Origin of the sequence: Chitinophaga pinensis, assembly GCF_007896845.1 — a bacterium.
Taxonomy (GTDB): Bacteria; Bacteroidota; Bacteroidia; order Chitinophagales; family Chitinophagaceae; genus Chitinophaga; species Chitinophaga pinensis_C.
Genome location: NZ_VOHS01000005.1, coordinates 300,780 through 314,777, shown reverse-complemented (window position 1 = coordinate 314,777; position 13,998 = coordinate 300,780). Strand labels below are relative to the sequence as shown.

The 13,998-nt window shown below is 42.5% G+C and carries 14 protein-coding genes and 1 pseudogene; 6 read left to right on the top strand and 9 right to left on the bottom strand.

Going from position 1 to position 13,998, the window contains the following annotated elements; all coding sequences use genetic code 11:
* Positions 1-535: 535 nt before the first annotated feature.
* The 5 genes and pseudogenes from FEF09_RS07800 to FEF09_RS07785 all read right to left on the bottom strand — a co-directional run bounded on the left by FEF09_RS07800 (position 536) and on the right by FEF09_RS07785 (position 6,455).
* Positions 536-918: pseudogene (locus tag FEF09_RS07800) on the bottom strand (DUF2809 domain-containing protein).
* A gap of 124 nt (positions 919-1,042) precedes the next feature.
* On the bottom strand, positions 1,043-1,696 hold the full coding sequence (locus FEF09_RS07795; RefSeq protein WP_146304572.1) for a hypothetical protein: 654 nt from the start codon (positions 1,694-1,696) through the stop codon (positions 1,043-1,045).
* A 134-nt stretch (positions 1,697-1,830) separates the two neighbouring features.
* On the bottom strand, positions 1,831-2,919 hold the full coding sequence (locus FEF09_RS07790; protein ID WP_261387388.1) for a RagB/SusD family nutrient uptake outer membrane protein: 1,089 nt from the start codon (positions 2,917-2,919) through the stop codon (positions 1,831-1,833).
* Entirely contained in the window at positions 2,892-3,341 is a 450-nt protein-coding gene (locus FEF09_RS32800) for a hypothetical protein (protein WP_261387387.1), read from the bottom strand. Before FEF09_RS32800 ends, FEF09_RS07790 begins: the two co-directional genes overlap by 28 nt.
* A gap of 27 nt (positions 3,342-3,368) precedes the next feature.
* Positions 3,369-6,455, bottom strand: coding sequence for a SusC/RagA family TonB-linked outer membrane protein (locus tag FEF09_RS07785; RefSeq protein ID WP_146304571.1), 3,087 nt, complete (start codon positions 6,453-6,455; stop codon positions 3,369-3,371).
* A gap of 414 nt (positions 6,456-6,869) precedes the next feature.
* On the opposite strand from FEF09_RS07785, the gene FEF09_RS07780 reads away from it, so the two are divergent.
* The gene (locus tag FEF09_RS07780) at positions 6,870-7,115 is read left to right on the top strand and encodes a hypothetical protein (RefSeq protein ID WP_146304570.1); all 246 of its coding nucleotides are present in this window, start codon (positions 6,870-6,872) and stop codon (positions 7,113-7,115) included.
* Between the two features lie 41 nt (positions 7,116-7,156).
* Positions 7,157-7,624, top strand: coding sequence for an acetamidase/formamidase family protein (locus FEF09_RS07775; RefSeq protein ID WP_146304569.1), 468 nt, complete (start codon positions 7,157-7,159; stop codon positions 7,622-7,624).
* A gap of 25 nt (positions 7,625-7,649) precedes the next feature.
* On the opposite strand, the gene FEF09_RS07770 is transcribed toward FEF09_RS07775, so the two are convergent.
* From FEF09_RS07770 to FEF09_RS07755, 4 genes are all read right to left on the bottom strand, one after another.
* Entirely contained in the window at positions 7,650-8,117 is a 468-nt protein-coding gene (locus tag FEF09_RS07770) for a DUF4265 domain-containing protein (protein ID WP_261387386.1), read from the bottom strand.
* Positions 8,118-8,168: 51 nt separating this feature from the next.
* Positions 8,169-8,837, bottom strand: a complete 669-nt coding sequence (locus tag FEF09_RS07765; protein ID WP_146304567.1) for a response regulator — start codon at positions 8,835-8,837, stop codon at positions 8,169-8,171.
* A complete protein-coding gene (locus FEF09_RS07760) occupies positions 8,834-9,655 on the bottom strand; it encodes a sensor histidine kinase (RefSeq protein ID WP_186774234.1) in 822 nt (273 codons plus the stop codon). The genes FEF09_RS07765 and FEF09_RS07760 overlap by 4 nt, the downstream gene beginning before the upstream one ends.
* Positions 9,656-10,327: 672 nt before the next feature.
* Positions 10,328-10,873 (bottom strand): hypothetical protein, encoded by a 546-nt coding sequence (locus FEF09_RS07755; RefSeq protein WP_146304565.1) that lies wholly within the window; start codon positions 10,871-10,873, stop codon positions 10,328-10,330.
* Between the two features lie 181 nt (positions 10,874-11,054).
* On the opposite strand from FEF09_RS07755, the gene FEF09_RS07750 reads away from it, so the two are divergent.
* The 4 genes from FEF09_RS07750 to FEF09_RS07735 all read left to right on the top strand — a co-directional run bounded on the left by FEF09_RS07750 (position 11,055) and on the right by FEF09_RS07735 (position 13,996).
* Positions 11,055-12,008, top strand: a complete 954-nt coding sequence (locus FEF09_RS07750; protein ID WP_146304564.1) for a caspase domain-containing protein — start codon at positions 11,055-11,057, stop codon at positions 12,006-12,008.
* Positions 12,009-12,035: 27 nt separating this feature from the next.
* On the top strand, positions 12,036-13,121 hold the full coding sequence (locus FEF09_RS07745; protein WP_146304563.1) for an SUMF1/EgtB/PvdO family nonheme iron enzyme: 1,086 nt from the start codon (positions 12,036-12,038) through the stop codon (positions 13,119-13,121).
* 11 nt (positions 13,122-13,132) lie between these two features.
* Entirely contained in the window at positions 13,133-13,474 is a 342-nt protein-coding gene (locus tag FEF09_RS07740) for a YegP family protein (protein ID WP_146304562.1), read from the top strand.
* A gap of 150 nt (positions 13,475-13,624) precedes the next feature.
* Positions 13,625-13,996 carry a TerB family tellurite resistance protein gene (locus FEF09_RS07735; protein WP_146304561.1) on the top strand — a complete coding sequence of 124 codons (372 nt, stop codon included), beginning with the start codon at positions 13,625-13,627 and terminating at the stop codon, positions 13,994-13,996.
* The last annotated feature ends 2 nt before the right edge of the window (positions 13,997-13,998 follow it).

Sequence of the window (13,998 nt, the reverse complement as noted above, 5' to 3'; positions counted from 1 at the left end):
TTATATGGCTCCGCTACGATAATCTTGCTTTCTGGAGACAATGCGCTATTCTCTATCATTGACAGTTGTGCGAACCAGTCACGAATCTGATCATATTGTTTTGAGCTCGCCTGCAAATGATTTGTTGTCATCATCCGGACGGATAAACAATAACTTATCTCCAGCGTAGTCATTGTTTTCAATAAGAGACTGGAAAGTGTAATCTTCGCTTCATAGTTAAGCATATGCCGCCCCAATGTTTAATATAGTTTTCTATTGAGAACTTTTGTTCATCAAAGAAACTCCTTCTCTTAATATTGGATCATTCGCAGCAATCGCATTAAAGGTAGTAGAGCCATAAATGATAGAACGACGCGTTTTATCAAAAGGCGGTAAGGTTGATGTAAAAGGAATGATATCTATGGCCGTAAACGGAATATCCGATTTAGCACATGCATTTTGCATTCCCTCAAAATCGGAAAGACTGGTAGATTACGTTGTACAACCCACTGTATATTCCTAAACTGTGTCATAGGCATTATAATATCCATCTGGTTTACATGGCCTTTTTCAATGTGGCCAGTTTTTCTATCAATATTGTACAGCCAATACCCACCGTATAACACATCATATCTGTCCAGGTAAAATAATTCCCGATAATAATATTAGCTGCCCGGGAGTGCTCCAGCCCCAATAACTTCACAACTTTGAAGTATTGTAATATCTCTACCAGATAGGAAATACCAGCACACTCAGTGCAACAGGGATCACAGGTGCCTGAATAAAGCTGCGAACAAAACAATAGATCAGCACAACTACCAGTACATCTCCAAAATAGGGACGGATAAAATCATCATGTACATATAATGCAATCAGTACTTCTACAACAAAAATAAGGATAGCTAGTAGCAGGTAAGGCAGACTAAAACGAAATTTCATAAGGACTAAGATAATACTTCGGATGCATAGCGGCCTTAATAATTAATTTTCTTATGTACTTCGCCTTTCTCATTATAAAACAGGATCTCAGGCTCGTTCTTTTCATTAACGATCATCTCCAGCCTTATCCGGCCTTTGGTATCACGCACAAAGAGACCCGTGCGTTGGCCTTGTTGACCGGCAAACATACGCGTATAACCAAAATATCCTCCGCTTTTAGCTGATCAATCGCTTTCTGTTGTTCCTGTTCTCCTTTAACCTTACTCCGGATAGAATCGAGTGTGGCCATCGTCTGATCAACAGGAAAGGAAGGGCGCTCAAAAACGGTCAGTCCTTTAGTATCCTGCCCATTTTCGCGTTGAATGTAGGACAACTGTACCATCTGGTCCTGCTTATATTTATCAAACGTGATGCTAAGCTCATTCTGACCTTTACCATTTTTCCCTTTCCCGTTATATACCAGACCTCCACATTCTTCTCCTTCAGTATTATAAAACATCAGTCCAGCTTCATCACCACCCTGACGACTCAGCTTTTTACCATTCACAACCGCAGGAGGAAGGTTCTCTTTGTTGAACAAGGATAGTTTGACAGTGCCATCTGGTTCCACAATTTCAATCTTTTCTGCACGTAAGCTTTTGATAATGTCATCCTGTGCTGATTTTCGGAAACCGTATCCAATAAAGGCCAGTATAAAGAGGGATGTAATAACAGCATATAGTTTGAAAAAAGACATCTGACGGCGCAATTGTGCTACCTCATTGTGTAGATCCTGCATAGTTTGCATGAGTTTGGTGAGTAATGAGAAATATGGATAGGGAAGATAACAAAAAGGGGAGAAGTTCTGTAACGCAATAAACGAAGAACGGCCAGGTAACCCCGGCCGTTCTTCGTTTTATATAGCGTAAATAACTACTTGTTAAGATTAGGATTATTCTGCTCTTCGCCCTGTGGTACCACGAATATGTAATAAGGGCTGTTGGCTGCAAATGCAGTTCCATCTGAAAATGTCAGTGCTGTATGATACCTTGCCGGTACCTCTTTGCTACTGCCATCAGGTTTTACCACGGTCACCTTAATATCATTTCCGTTGACATCCACATAAGGTTTACGTACTACTGCCTGCTGGGTACGGATAATATCAGATAAACCAAACCCTTCACCCCACAGTTCTTTTCTTCTTTCTATCAGGATCTCCCTGATCAGATTATCCGCGGTTGCGCCATTGGCGTCAAACAATTTGGCTCCTCTGGCCGTACGAAGCTGGTTCAATGCAGTAATACCTTCAGGAAGATTACCAGCGCGGGCATAACCCTCCGCTTTGATCAGCACGGCTTCTGCACTTCTCATCAGGACAAGGTCCGCAGTCTGATCTGCTTTGAACTTGAATTTTTTATATTGAAGATACCCTTCTCGGGCGGCAGCGGAGCCGTCCCATGAGAACAGTGTTTTACGGATATCGCCAGTTTCAAATAGTTCGCCAAAGAAAGGATCTGCCATATAACTGTAATAATAGGAAGAGGAAGAAGACACATCCAGAAAATGGAAGGCATAACTACCATCACTCTGACTAGGTATTTCAGAATGTCCCCAGATCCATTCAGAGTTGCCGGCATCATTGAAACCTTTGCTGTATTCAGATGGTGCCATCAATGGATAATTTTGCAGAGCTTCATTAGCAGCAGCTGCTGCAAATGCCCATCTGCCGGTATTCAGGTAAGCACGTGCCAGTAAGCCATTTACCACATCGGCATTGATTTTATATTTCGCCGGACGATCATAACCTGCCAATAACTCTTTAGCTTGTAACAGATCAGAGAAAATCACTTCATAGATCTCTTTCAGAGATGCTTTCGGATTACCCTGTGTACTGGCATTCGTTGGTGTGGTATAAACAGGTGCCGTTTTTGCAGTTGAATCTTTCAGGTAAGAATACTGGTAAAAAGAAGCAATTGTAAGATAGGTATGTGCCCTCAGTGCCAGTGCTTGTCCTTTGAGCACTTTTTGGTGGTCAGATCTCCTTCCACTCTGTCCACATTCGCAATGATGATATTGCTATTGTTGATGATTTTGTATAGTTGTGCCCAGATAGCGCTCACACGTGACTGTGTCTTATCATTCATCTGAGTAAAACGGTATGCTGTAGGAAAACCATACTTGGTAGTGATCAGTGCGACGTCATTCGCCATGGCATCGCTGGTAAGTGCAATCGTCTTAAAGCCGGGATTGCTGTACGTTCCACCATAAAAATCATCCATCATTGCCGCCCACGTGCCCTCAGAGATGGTGGTCAGGTTGGCAACATTTTTCAGTACGATATCTTCTGAGACCGCATTGGAAGGAGCGGTATCCAGTTGTTTATTGCAGGCTGATAATCCTAAGAGCAGCGCTGCCGTATATGTGTAAAATCTGATTGATTTCATGTTCATTCAATGTTAAAACGTTACTTATTAGAGTCCCACCTGTATACCCACTGAGAATGTTTTCATCGCAGGATACTGATAGTAAGTGGTACCATCTATTGACTGCTCTGGATCCATGCCTTTGTGACCGTAGAAGGTCAGGAGATTTTCGCCCAGACCGTATACTTTAGCGCTTTTAATACCAATTCTGGATAATAATCTGTTTGGCAGAGAATAGCCGAGTGATACAGTTTTAAGACGGGCGTAAGTAGCGCTATAGAGGAAACGGGTAGAAGTAGATGTCCAGTTCAGGTTGTCTGTAGTGAAGCGTGGGACATCTGTGTTGGTATTTTCCGGTGTCCAGCGTTCCAGTAATTCTGTAGACCAGTTACGGCCAGGACTGGTTGCCCCGCTCAACAAGGATACATAATCCAGATCCAGCACTTTACCTCCTATGCTATAGGACAATAAGAAAGAGAGATCAAAGTTTTTGTAGTTGAAGGTATTGGTAATACCTCCTGTAACATCTGGTAATGCAGAACCTGCATAATATTGTGTTGCGGAAGCGTAGTTAGTGGTTGTTACCTTCTTGCCTTCGGCATCCGTCTGATACCAGAGTGGATTACCTGTCTTGGAATCTACACCTGCCCATTCACGCAGATAGAATTCATAAATAGAACTTCCTACAGTCAGCTTTTTAGTGCCACTGATGATTTCCTTCTGTGGCAGTTCAGTGATCTTATTCTTGTTATGCGCTACATTCAACCCGATATTCCATTTAAAATCGCGGGTTTGAACAGGTATAACATTCAGTTCGAGTTCCAGACCTGTATTGCGTAATGCGCCAATATTAGCACTGATAGAGCTGAATCCGGTAGAAGAGGCCATCGGTTTTGCATACAACAGATCCTTACTGGTTCTGTTATAGTAATTGATATTACCATACAGGCGATTGTCAAATAATGCGTAATCCAGACCAATATTCAGATTCAGGTTACTTTCCCATTTCAGACCCGGTGTAGCCAGTCTGGATGTGATAACGCCTCCATTCCCCAGGTTATTCTTAATATCGAATAAAGCGAGGTATGCGTAATAAGTACTCAGGTTATCGTTACCAGACGCACCATAGCTACCTTTTAATGTCAGGGTATTCAACCAGCTCACAGAACGGAGGAATTGCTCTTCTGACAGACGCCAGGATGCACCTGTTGACCAGAATGTTCCCCAACGGGAATCAGGAGAGAAACGGGAAGAACCATCCCTTCTTACAGATGCTGTGAAATAGTATTTGTTCAGGTAGTTATATTGACCCTGACCAAAGAAACTGAGTTTTGCGTAGTTATCAGAAACACCGGTAAAGTCATTTAACTGAGAGGCCGCTGCCGGCTCGTAGAGGTCAGGTAATGCAAACTTCTGACGACTACCACTCTGAGAACTGGAATTGAAATAATAATATTCATGGCCAGCCAGCAGGTTGAGGTGATGTCCTCCCAGCAGATCTGCATCATAGGTCAGAATGTTATTCCAGGTATAGCTTAATCTTCTGCCATTACTTTTACTGATAGCACCACCTATTTCTGCATCACCGCCCACAAGTGGGTTCGTGTAGAACAGGGAATTGGTATTTACATAGTCAACGTTGTAACTTGTCTTGATATGTAATGCTTTAGTAAGCGCAGCTTCTACAAATGTTCTTGCAGAAAGATTCTCATTTGTATTTCTGTTTTTATCCAGAGGGAGAGAGCCGATCAGATTCTCACGGGCCAGTGCTGCGGATGGGCGGTAAGCGCCATAGTCAAACAATTTCTGGCCACTGGCATCTAATATAAAAGTACCGTCGGGATTGCGTTGGTAAATAGGGTAGAAGCCGGGAACAGTCCTGCCGAATAGCACGACATTATCTGTACGGGAATCAGATGAAGCAGGATAGTCCTGTGCAGCGCTGGAACCACTCAGGTTCAACCCGGTCTTCAGCCATGATTTAGCCTGTAAGGTAATATTGCTCTTGAAGTTGTAACGTTTAAAACCAGAGCCCATGTAAGCACCTTCATTGTTGACATACCCACCACTTACATAATAAGTTGATTTGTCACTACCACCGCTGAAACTAAGTTGTGCCTGTGTATATTTTCCGGATTGCTGTATGCCTTTTTCCCAGTCATCGTTCCATAAAGGATGTGCACCAGCTACGATCTTTCCATCTGTACCTACAGGTTGAGGGAAGGTAGGACCGTAAGGATTGATTCCCAGATCGGAAACTACACGAGCACTGGCTGTTGCTGCCGCCTGAGCAGCTGATTGTCCGTTGGTCAGCTGTTTGTTACGCAATGCTTCCCAGTATAGTTCAAAGTACTGATCTGTATTAAGTTTATCATAGTCTTTCACCGCACGGCTGCTCCATCCCTGATTGAAGTTGATATTCACTGCAGATTCACCTTTTTTACCTTGTTTGGTAGTGATGATAATCACACCATTTGCCGCACGTGAACCATATAGGTTGGCAGCAGTAGCATCTTTTAACACACTGATGGATTCGATGTCTGCACCGTTAATTGCATTAATATCTCCGTCATACGGAGCGCCATCTACAACGAAGAGGGGTGCACTGGAAGCATTGATAGAACCAACACCACGGATGCGGATAGTGGAACTATTACCCGGCTGACCGTTAGAAGAGGTGGTCTGTAAACCGGTCACTAATCCCTGTAATGCATTGGTAACATTGGGCGTAAGACGGTTATTGATTTTATCTGAACTAACAGTTGACACGGCTCCCGGATATCCGGAACGCTTTACATTCGTATAGGCGACTGCTACTACTTCGCCCAGTGTCGTATTAGCGGGTTTAAGCAGGATCACAACATTTTGATCTCCTTCGCGGACTTCTGTTTCTGTTGTTTCTCTGCCAATAGAAGATACCGAGATAACGGTCTTGCTGGAAGGGACTGTCAGCTGAAAATGCCCTGCCTGATCAGTGGTGGTACCCAATGTGGTACGGTTAATTTTTACTGTCACTCCCGGCAATGGCTGCTTGTTTTCAGCAGCGAGCACCTGCCCCCGTATTTGTGTTTGCTGTGCAAAAAGCCTTGTGCTAAGAAGCAGCGCAAGCACGAGTGTTACATTTCTTTTGAACATGCGTGTTTTAATTAAGAAAATGGAAGAATACATTGCCTTTGGGGCAATAAGATATCAGTCAGCTGCGGGTGGGACAGCTGGTAATGGTTAAATTCATTATTTATATCAGTCAGGAAATACTACAATAACAGCTTATGCTTACAGATAAGGGTTTTGAATAGAATAAAGCTGATAAGAGTACAGTTGGTCTTCTCATAATGTCTAGATTCTTGTCGTTATTATACCAGTCTACAGTAAAGCTGATCATATCCGGGAAGCAAAAATAGAATAAAAAATTAGTCTATCAAAACAGTAGGGTATTCTTTTTGATGATTTTTTGAGATCTTATCTTGATAGGGGGTAGATAAGCCATCGTCCTTAAAAATCATTATCTTCCTTTCCATGAAATCTACCCAAACATTTAAAATTATACTGTTGACATTACCTTTTCTGATACTGTTGTATGTGTTTTTTCTGAGAGACAGAATAGACACAGGAGATGGAATCGGTGGCGGTTCATACGACCTGACGAAGCTTTACACTGCAATTGGTATTGGGTTGTATACACTCATTCTTAATCTTGTATTGCTGATCCAGGATGCGCATGGTAATAGAATGTTCCTCCTTGGTGGGATCGCCTTGTTGGTGGTGACGATAGTAATGGCCGTTCGTAGTTTCTAAGTCAGCAGTTGTATTCCCTGAAAACTAATCAATAACCACGTATGAAGTATATCTTTTCCCTGATCCTATTATTAGTGGGTACACCGGTGTTGTATGCACAAAGTATTCATTTTACACCTGTTACATTCTCTAATTTATACATAGGGGATGGTCATGCTGCACAGGGAGATGGAGAGATCGCCGGCAACGCTCTGGAAACTTCTATGGATGTTATTTTTTCTGTGCGTCTGATCAGGAAGGGCACAATGCCACTTAACTATCCCAGAGCTGAAGACGATAAATATATAATGGCGATGGGTGTACACAAAGAGCTTAAAAATGCTCTGAAGATTGCTTCCGCAAATCTGCTTGACTGGTTGCAGTACCAACATGATCTTACCTTGCAGGAGGCTACGCAGGTGATGAGCACAACCATTGAGTATACAATTGCAGAAATTGCAGATCCGGAGCAAATGGTCGTCGCAAAAATAGAAAAGAAGAAACTGAAAGATTTGCCACTACGAAGGTAACCAGACATTACATGATTACCTTTTATTAGTATCTATGTCCGTCAGCCAGACAAGCTTCAGCATAGTCAATAATACCTGCTTCCTGTAACTGCACCAGTTGTTTTCTGATAGGAGTGTAATCCAATCCTACAGGAATCTCTACTACAAAATACCACTCATTAAGGCCATCACTCGGACAGCCGGCTTTTTTAAAATCGGCCCTCAATGAGGTCGCATCTTTGCCGGCATCACGTACAATAACCTGTATCGTTGAGTTGCCGGAGCATTCAACCAATTCCCGATAAGTCATCATCTGCTCTTCTTCGTCATATTCTGCCAGAATAATATCGCCCGAAGCCAGACCCGGTACGTAAAAAGGAATATTGTCCAGTTTGAAATAACCTTTTACCGGATCTGTCGTCAGAGCCCATAAGGTTTCTACGGTTGACTCTTCGAGCAGGTTGCTGTAAAAGCGGAATAGGATCTTTTTATATTCATATTTCGGAGCATCCATCTGACAATAATTGAATGTGCCGTGAAAATAAGTAATTGCATGCATATTGAATTATAACTGCACAATTCCGTGTTTCACTGCATACATGGCCATAGTCACTCTTGTTTTTACATTCAGTTTCTGAAATAGCGCTTCACGGTATCCGTCTATTGTTTTCGGACTTAGATTCATCTTATCGGCTATTTGTTGATAAGTCATCTCTGTAGTGGCAAGTTTCAGGAATTCCCGCTCGTTTTCTGATAAATAGAGGGACGCCGGGTTTGGCTTTATATTTCCCATAAGATTCTGATTCAATACTTCAGTCGCAATTTCGGAGTAATAAAAACCGTTGCTGGCAATGGCTTCCAGTGCCCGGTTCATGTCTTCTACTTCAATATCCTTTGATAGATATCCTTTGACGCCCATACGCAACATGCGTAGGATGGCATTATCCGATTCTACCATAGATACAACTAATACTTTAACCGTAGGGTGCGTACGTTGCAGCCAATCAACTGCTTCATACCCATCCATGTCCGGCATGTCGATATCCATCAGTATAATATCCGGAAACGGTGGTTGCATCATTTTTTCCTTCAGATCGTTTCCATTTTCGGCTTCAAACAGAATATGATATTTCTGCTGTGTATCTCCCATGTTAATGAGCTTGATAAGGCCTTTACGGAACAGGTTGTGGTCATCTACGAGGGCGATGTTGATTTTTTTGCTGGCATTTTTCATACAGCATAAGTTTTTAGTATTTGTGGATGTGGAATATTAATGGTTACAATAGTACCGTCTCCGCTATGACTGGTAATATTCAGATCAGCGTTGATAAGTGATGCTCTTTTACGCATATTCAGTAAGCCGGTGCTTTGTTTTTCTCCGCTTTGTTTAAGCGCCTGATCGATGTCAAATCCATCGCCATTATCGGCAATGGTAAGGATGAAATTGTCATCTGAGAAAGAGAGTTTTGAAACCACTTTAGATGCCTTCGCGTATTTCACCACATTATTGAGCACTTCCTGACAAAGGCGGAAAAGAATGATCTCATGCTCAGGTTGCATCCGGTATTCTTCACCGGTTTTTGTAATACTGACATCATATCTGCCGGTTTTAGCTAATCTGTTCAGTTCATTCTGCAATGCCTGTACAAATCCGATATTAATGATATGATCGGTATTGAGATTGGCGCTGAGTGCTTTTAATTCGCTCATCAGCTGCTTGGCCAGTGACTTTGTTTCAAGAATGTTTTCCCTTTGTCCGGCGGGACTCTTAGGTAATATTTCAGAAAGATTGATATTAATCAGGGATACCAGATGACTAAAATTGGCGTGTAACTCTTTTGAGATATGATTGAGCGTTTGTTCCTGTATCGCAAGCTTTGACTGGAGTAGTACATGGTTAAATGCTTCCCGCATTTCAATCAGTTCCTGTTGATGTCGGAATTTTTTCTTCTGATAGAGAAACAGGAAATAAATAACGGCCGCACTGAGACTCATAACAAGTAAGGTTGATATGATGATAGTCAGAGAGGTTGCGAATGTTGAGGTTTGCATAAAAAGCTGATTAAATAACAGGTGCAAATGATGAAATTGAAGATGTCGTTGATAAACAGTAATGACAGTGCCAGGGGAGAGTGCTGTAAATTCAGAAAACCAAACATGATCAGGAATGGAAGTGATGCGGACTGGTATAGGAATGTTCCCAGGGTCATCCATATCATGGGCTCTTTGTGTAAAACAATGATGCCGGGGGCCTGCAGCAGCTGTCTGAAATAACAAAGGCATAGTGCTATCAGTGTTACGTGACATGATATCACACTATAAGTATTGTACTGAAAGGGACTTTGGATAATGAAATAATCTGCAAGGCCAAATACTATTAAGCCTATAGTCACCCCATACACTATTTTCTTTGTTCGGGGCTCGTATAAGATCTGATAGAAAATAGACGCCAGTAAAACGAGACGGATCAGAAAATAGAAGTTATAGATCCATAAGTTGTTCCTGGAATAGTCCCAGCCAAACATGTTATGCAGTTTATGTATCCAGAGGTTTGCCAGTGCTTCTGCTAATAATGTGGTCCAGATCAGTACAGCAAATAGCCTATATTGCTTAGGCCATCCCGGCCTGAAAGTCTTCAGGCTTAGAATGGCACTAAGCAACAGAGGTAACAAATACATGTATTCGTAACTGAAGAATCGCTGCATTTACTCAAATTACGTAATGTTATTGAGAAAACTCTTCGTCACAGCGTGGCGGACAAGGGATACCCATGTTGAAGTCCCTGATGTCTTCTCCAGCATCTTCACCCGGGAATAAGATCACATCTTTTTCCACAGAAGACCGCTCTGAATAGTTAGGTTCCTTCTCGAGTATTACATTCGCATGTGTAATGGTATTGCCTACCTGTTTTTCTCTGGTTGTAACGAACAACAGACAGGTCTGACCGGCAAATTGATGCCCCTCCTCATAGGTACCGAAATATACCCTGATACCGTCTCCACCGGCGAATTCAATTTCTTCTACAAGTTTGGTGAAATGTTCTTTCGAATACCATACAGATTTGGTATCGGGCTTCCCGCTGCCTGGCTTAATGCGGCATGTTTTTGTTTCTGGAATCTGGCGATCCTGTCGGCAGTAGTTTTCTGACCTACATAGAAGAATGGTAGAGGTTTTACGGTAAGGTGTTGTTGCATAAAAGGAATTTTTAGGTGTAGTGAAAAATCGGGGTGTAAACTGTTTACGCTGCGAAACTATAACCGGAACGAGCAAAAAAAATCAGCTCAAAGTAAATACCGGAAAAATCCTATCGCCCCGGGGGAATTATCCGGGACCGTGTGTAAAAAGGGGATTTTTCCCCCTGTATACCGGTTTTTTCCGCCGCAATGTAGTTTCATCTTTGCTCCGTCAACCAAGGACAATCCCAGACTAATCCCAATGAAAATATACACGCATGAGAAAAGCACTAGTAGTCGGAATTGATGACTATCCCGGCGCCCGCCTTAAGGGCTGTATCAATGACGCAAAAACGGTAGCAGAACTATTAGACAAAAACGCAGATGGCTCACCGAATTTTGAAGTAAAGCTCTTTATCACTGTAAAGACAAAATCAGAACTGAAGTCTGTGATCCGCAAAACTTTTAATGACAGGGATGATGAAATCAGCCTGTTCTATTTTTCTGGTCATGGTAATGTGACAGAGTCCGGCGACGGCTACATTGTTACCCCCGATTTTTCCCGCGATGATGTTGGCATTTCTATGGATGACATACTGAAAATGGCGGGCCTGTCAAAGGCGAGACACAAGATAGTCATTCTGGATTGCTGCCATGCCGGGGCTATGGGAACACCTGCTTTTATGAGCAATAATAATGTGGCATTCCTGGAACAGGGTGTGATCATCCTTGCTTCCAGCCGCAGCACGGAGACTTCTGTAGAGAGTAATGGTCATGGTGTATTTACCGGCCTCCTGATCGATGCCTTAAAAGGTGGTGCTGCAGATATAGATGGAGAGATAACTCCGGGAAATATCTATAGTTATATAGATAAAGCGTTGGGTAGCTGGCACCAGCGGCCCGTATTTAAGGCGAATATTGTACGTTCTGCCAGCCTGCGTAAAGTGAATCCAACGGTATCTAAAGCTGAATTGAGACAGCTGCTGGAATATTTTCCTGAAGTGGACAAAGAGTTTCCGCTCGATCCCAGCTATGAATACACAACTACAACAGATGCCCCGAATGAAAAGAATATCAGTACGTTTAAAATGCTGCGTAAAATGCAGCAGATAGGGCTAATAGAGCCTGTTGGTGAGGAGTATCTGTATTGGGCAGCTGTCCGGAATAAAAGCTGCCGTCTCACAGGTCTGGGGACTTATTATTGGACATTAATTAAAAATGGAAGAATATAATGCTGGTAACCTCAAATCCCATATACCATGATTCGGTTATTCAAATACGATGTAGCTATTTCGGTTGCTGAAGAGAACAAGCATGTTGCTGATCAGATTGCAAAAGAGTTGAAAAAACTAGGTATTCGGTATTACTATTACGCCGAGAATGAAATTGGTAGTTGGGGTAAGCATATCATTGATCTCACAATAGACGCTTATGGCCGGCAGGCCAGATTTGTACTAATGATCACCAGTGCCACTTTTGTCAATAAGTACTGGTCTGGACTGGAAAAATTAATCGCACTCGCCAAAACAAGAATGGGCGAGCCACATATTCTTCAGCTGAGACTTGACGATACACCTATTGATGGTATATCAAAGCATGTTGTTTATCAGGATTGGAAAAATAATCCGGAACACATCGCCCGTATGCTGAAAGAAAAGATTAAAGGACAAAAAAGGATCAGGCAACGTAAAACAGGCGTTACAACAGTCAGTGTTGGTTCCAGTATAGCTATTTTATCAGGGTTATGTATTCTGTTTAATCCTCCCATCAGAAATATATTCTTTCCGTTGAAGCATATGCAGCAAATATTGATCACAGGATCAGGCATAGATTCATTTTATATCAGCAATACGGAAGTGACGATTGACGAATATAGAACATATTGTAAAAGTGTTGGAAAACAGCCTCCGCCGCAATTAACAGGCCTTAGAGGAAATGCGCCTGTTGGCAATATCACCTGGCAGGAAGCCATGGATTTTTGTAAGTCTAAAAATGGTCGCCTTCCTACAGAAAGAGAATGGGAATACGCTGCTGACGCCGGGCTGGGGAAAAAATATAGTGGCGGAAATAATGCTCAGAAAGTAGCAATATACAACACGAAAAAACCGGCGACAGTAGGTTCTTTGGATCCTAATACCTTCGGTATACATGATATGACCGGCAATATCGCAGAATGGTGTGCTGATTGGTCCGATAGTTTACAGCGTTATAAGATTGTCAAAGGTGGCGCCTATAATAGCCGCATTAGCCCGGAAAATGAATTGCTGATCAGCGCCCGTACTATAGCAAATCCCAATGAGAGGTGCCCTGACATCGGTTTCAGAGTCGCCTGGAATAAACAATAAATCACGTCAACATGAAGAATCCCAAATTTGAGCTTTTCTCCGGTATCGGAAGGAATGACTATTTCTTCAACCTGAAAGCTGGCAATGGAGAGAAAATCCTGGGAAGTGAAAGCTATACCTCAAAACATGCAGCCGTACACAGCATCGCTTCCGTAAAAAGGAACGCTCCTTATTATAAACAATACGAAAGAAGGTTTAATAGTGACAATAACAGTTACACATTCGTATTAAAAGCCGAGAACGGAGAAATTATCGGTCGAAGTGAGACCTATCCCTCTGCCTATAGCCGTGACGAGGGCATTGAAGCCGTGAGACGGAATGCCCCTGAAGCACCTACTGATGATCTGACCTGATACTTGTGAATGTGAGCATGCAATACCGGCAAAGTCAGATCTTCACAGCAGCCAGTGAAACTTTGCCGCTCCTGTTTATCCCTTTATTTATCCCTTTTGAATGTTAATAACTCAAACATGCCTTTACGTCCGGAATTAAAAACACACTTTTTGAACCTATACCACATGGCGCTTGCAGATGAGCATGTGGATATCAGGGAACTTGAACTACTATACCGCATCGGAGAGGATGGAGGTATTAACAGAACAGAAATCGAAACACTGATCATGCAGGCAGAACAGCCTGTCTTTATCTCACCGACAACACTGTCAGAAAAGATCAGCTATTTGTACGACCTCAGTCTGATGGCTTGTGCAGATGGTAAAATCGATGAAGCAGAGCAAAAGCTCCTCATACGCTTCTGCTCCCTGTTTGGTTTCAAACAAGAAAACGTCCTGTCTATTTGTGAATATCTGTTGGGAGAAGCTGCACGCAATACTCCCATACAACAAGTATTATCCAATGTTTCTAAAAATCTCTAAAC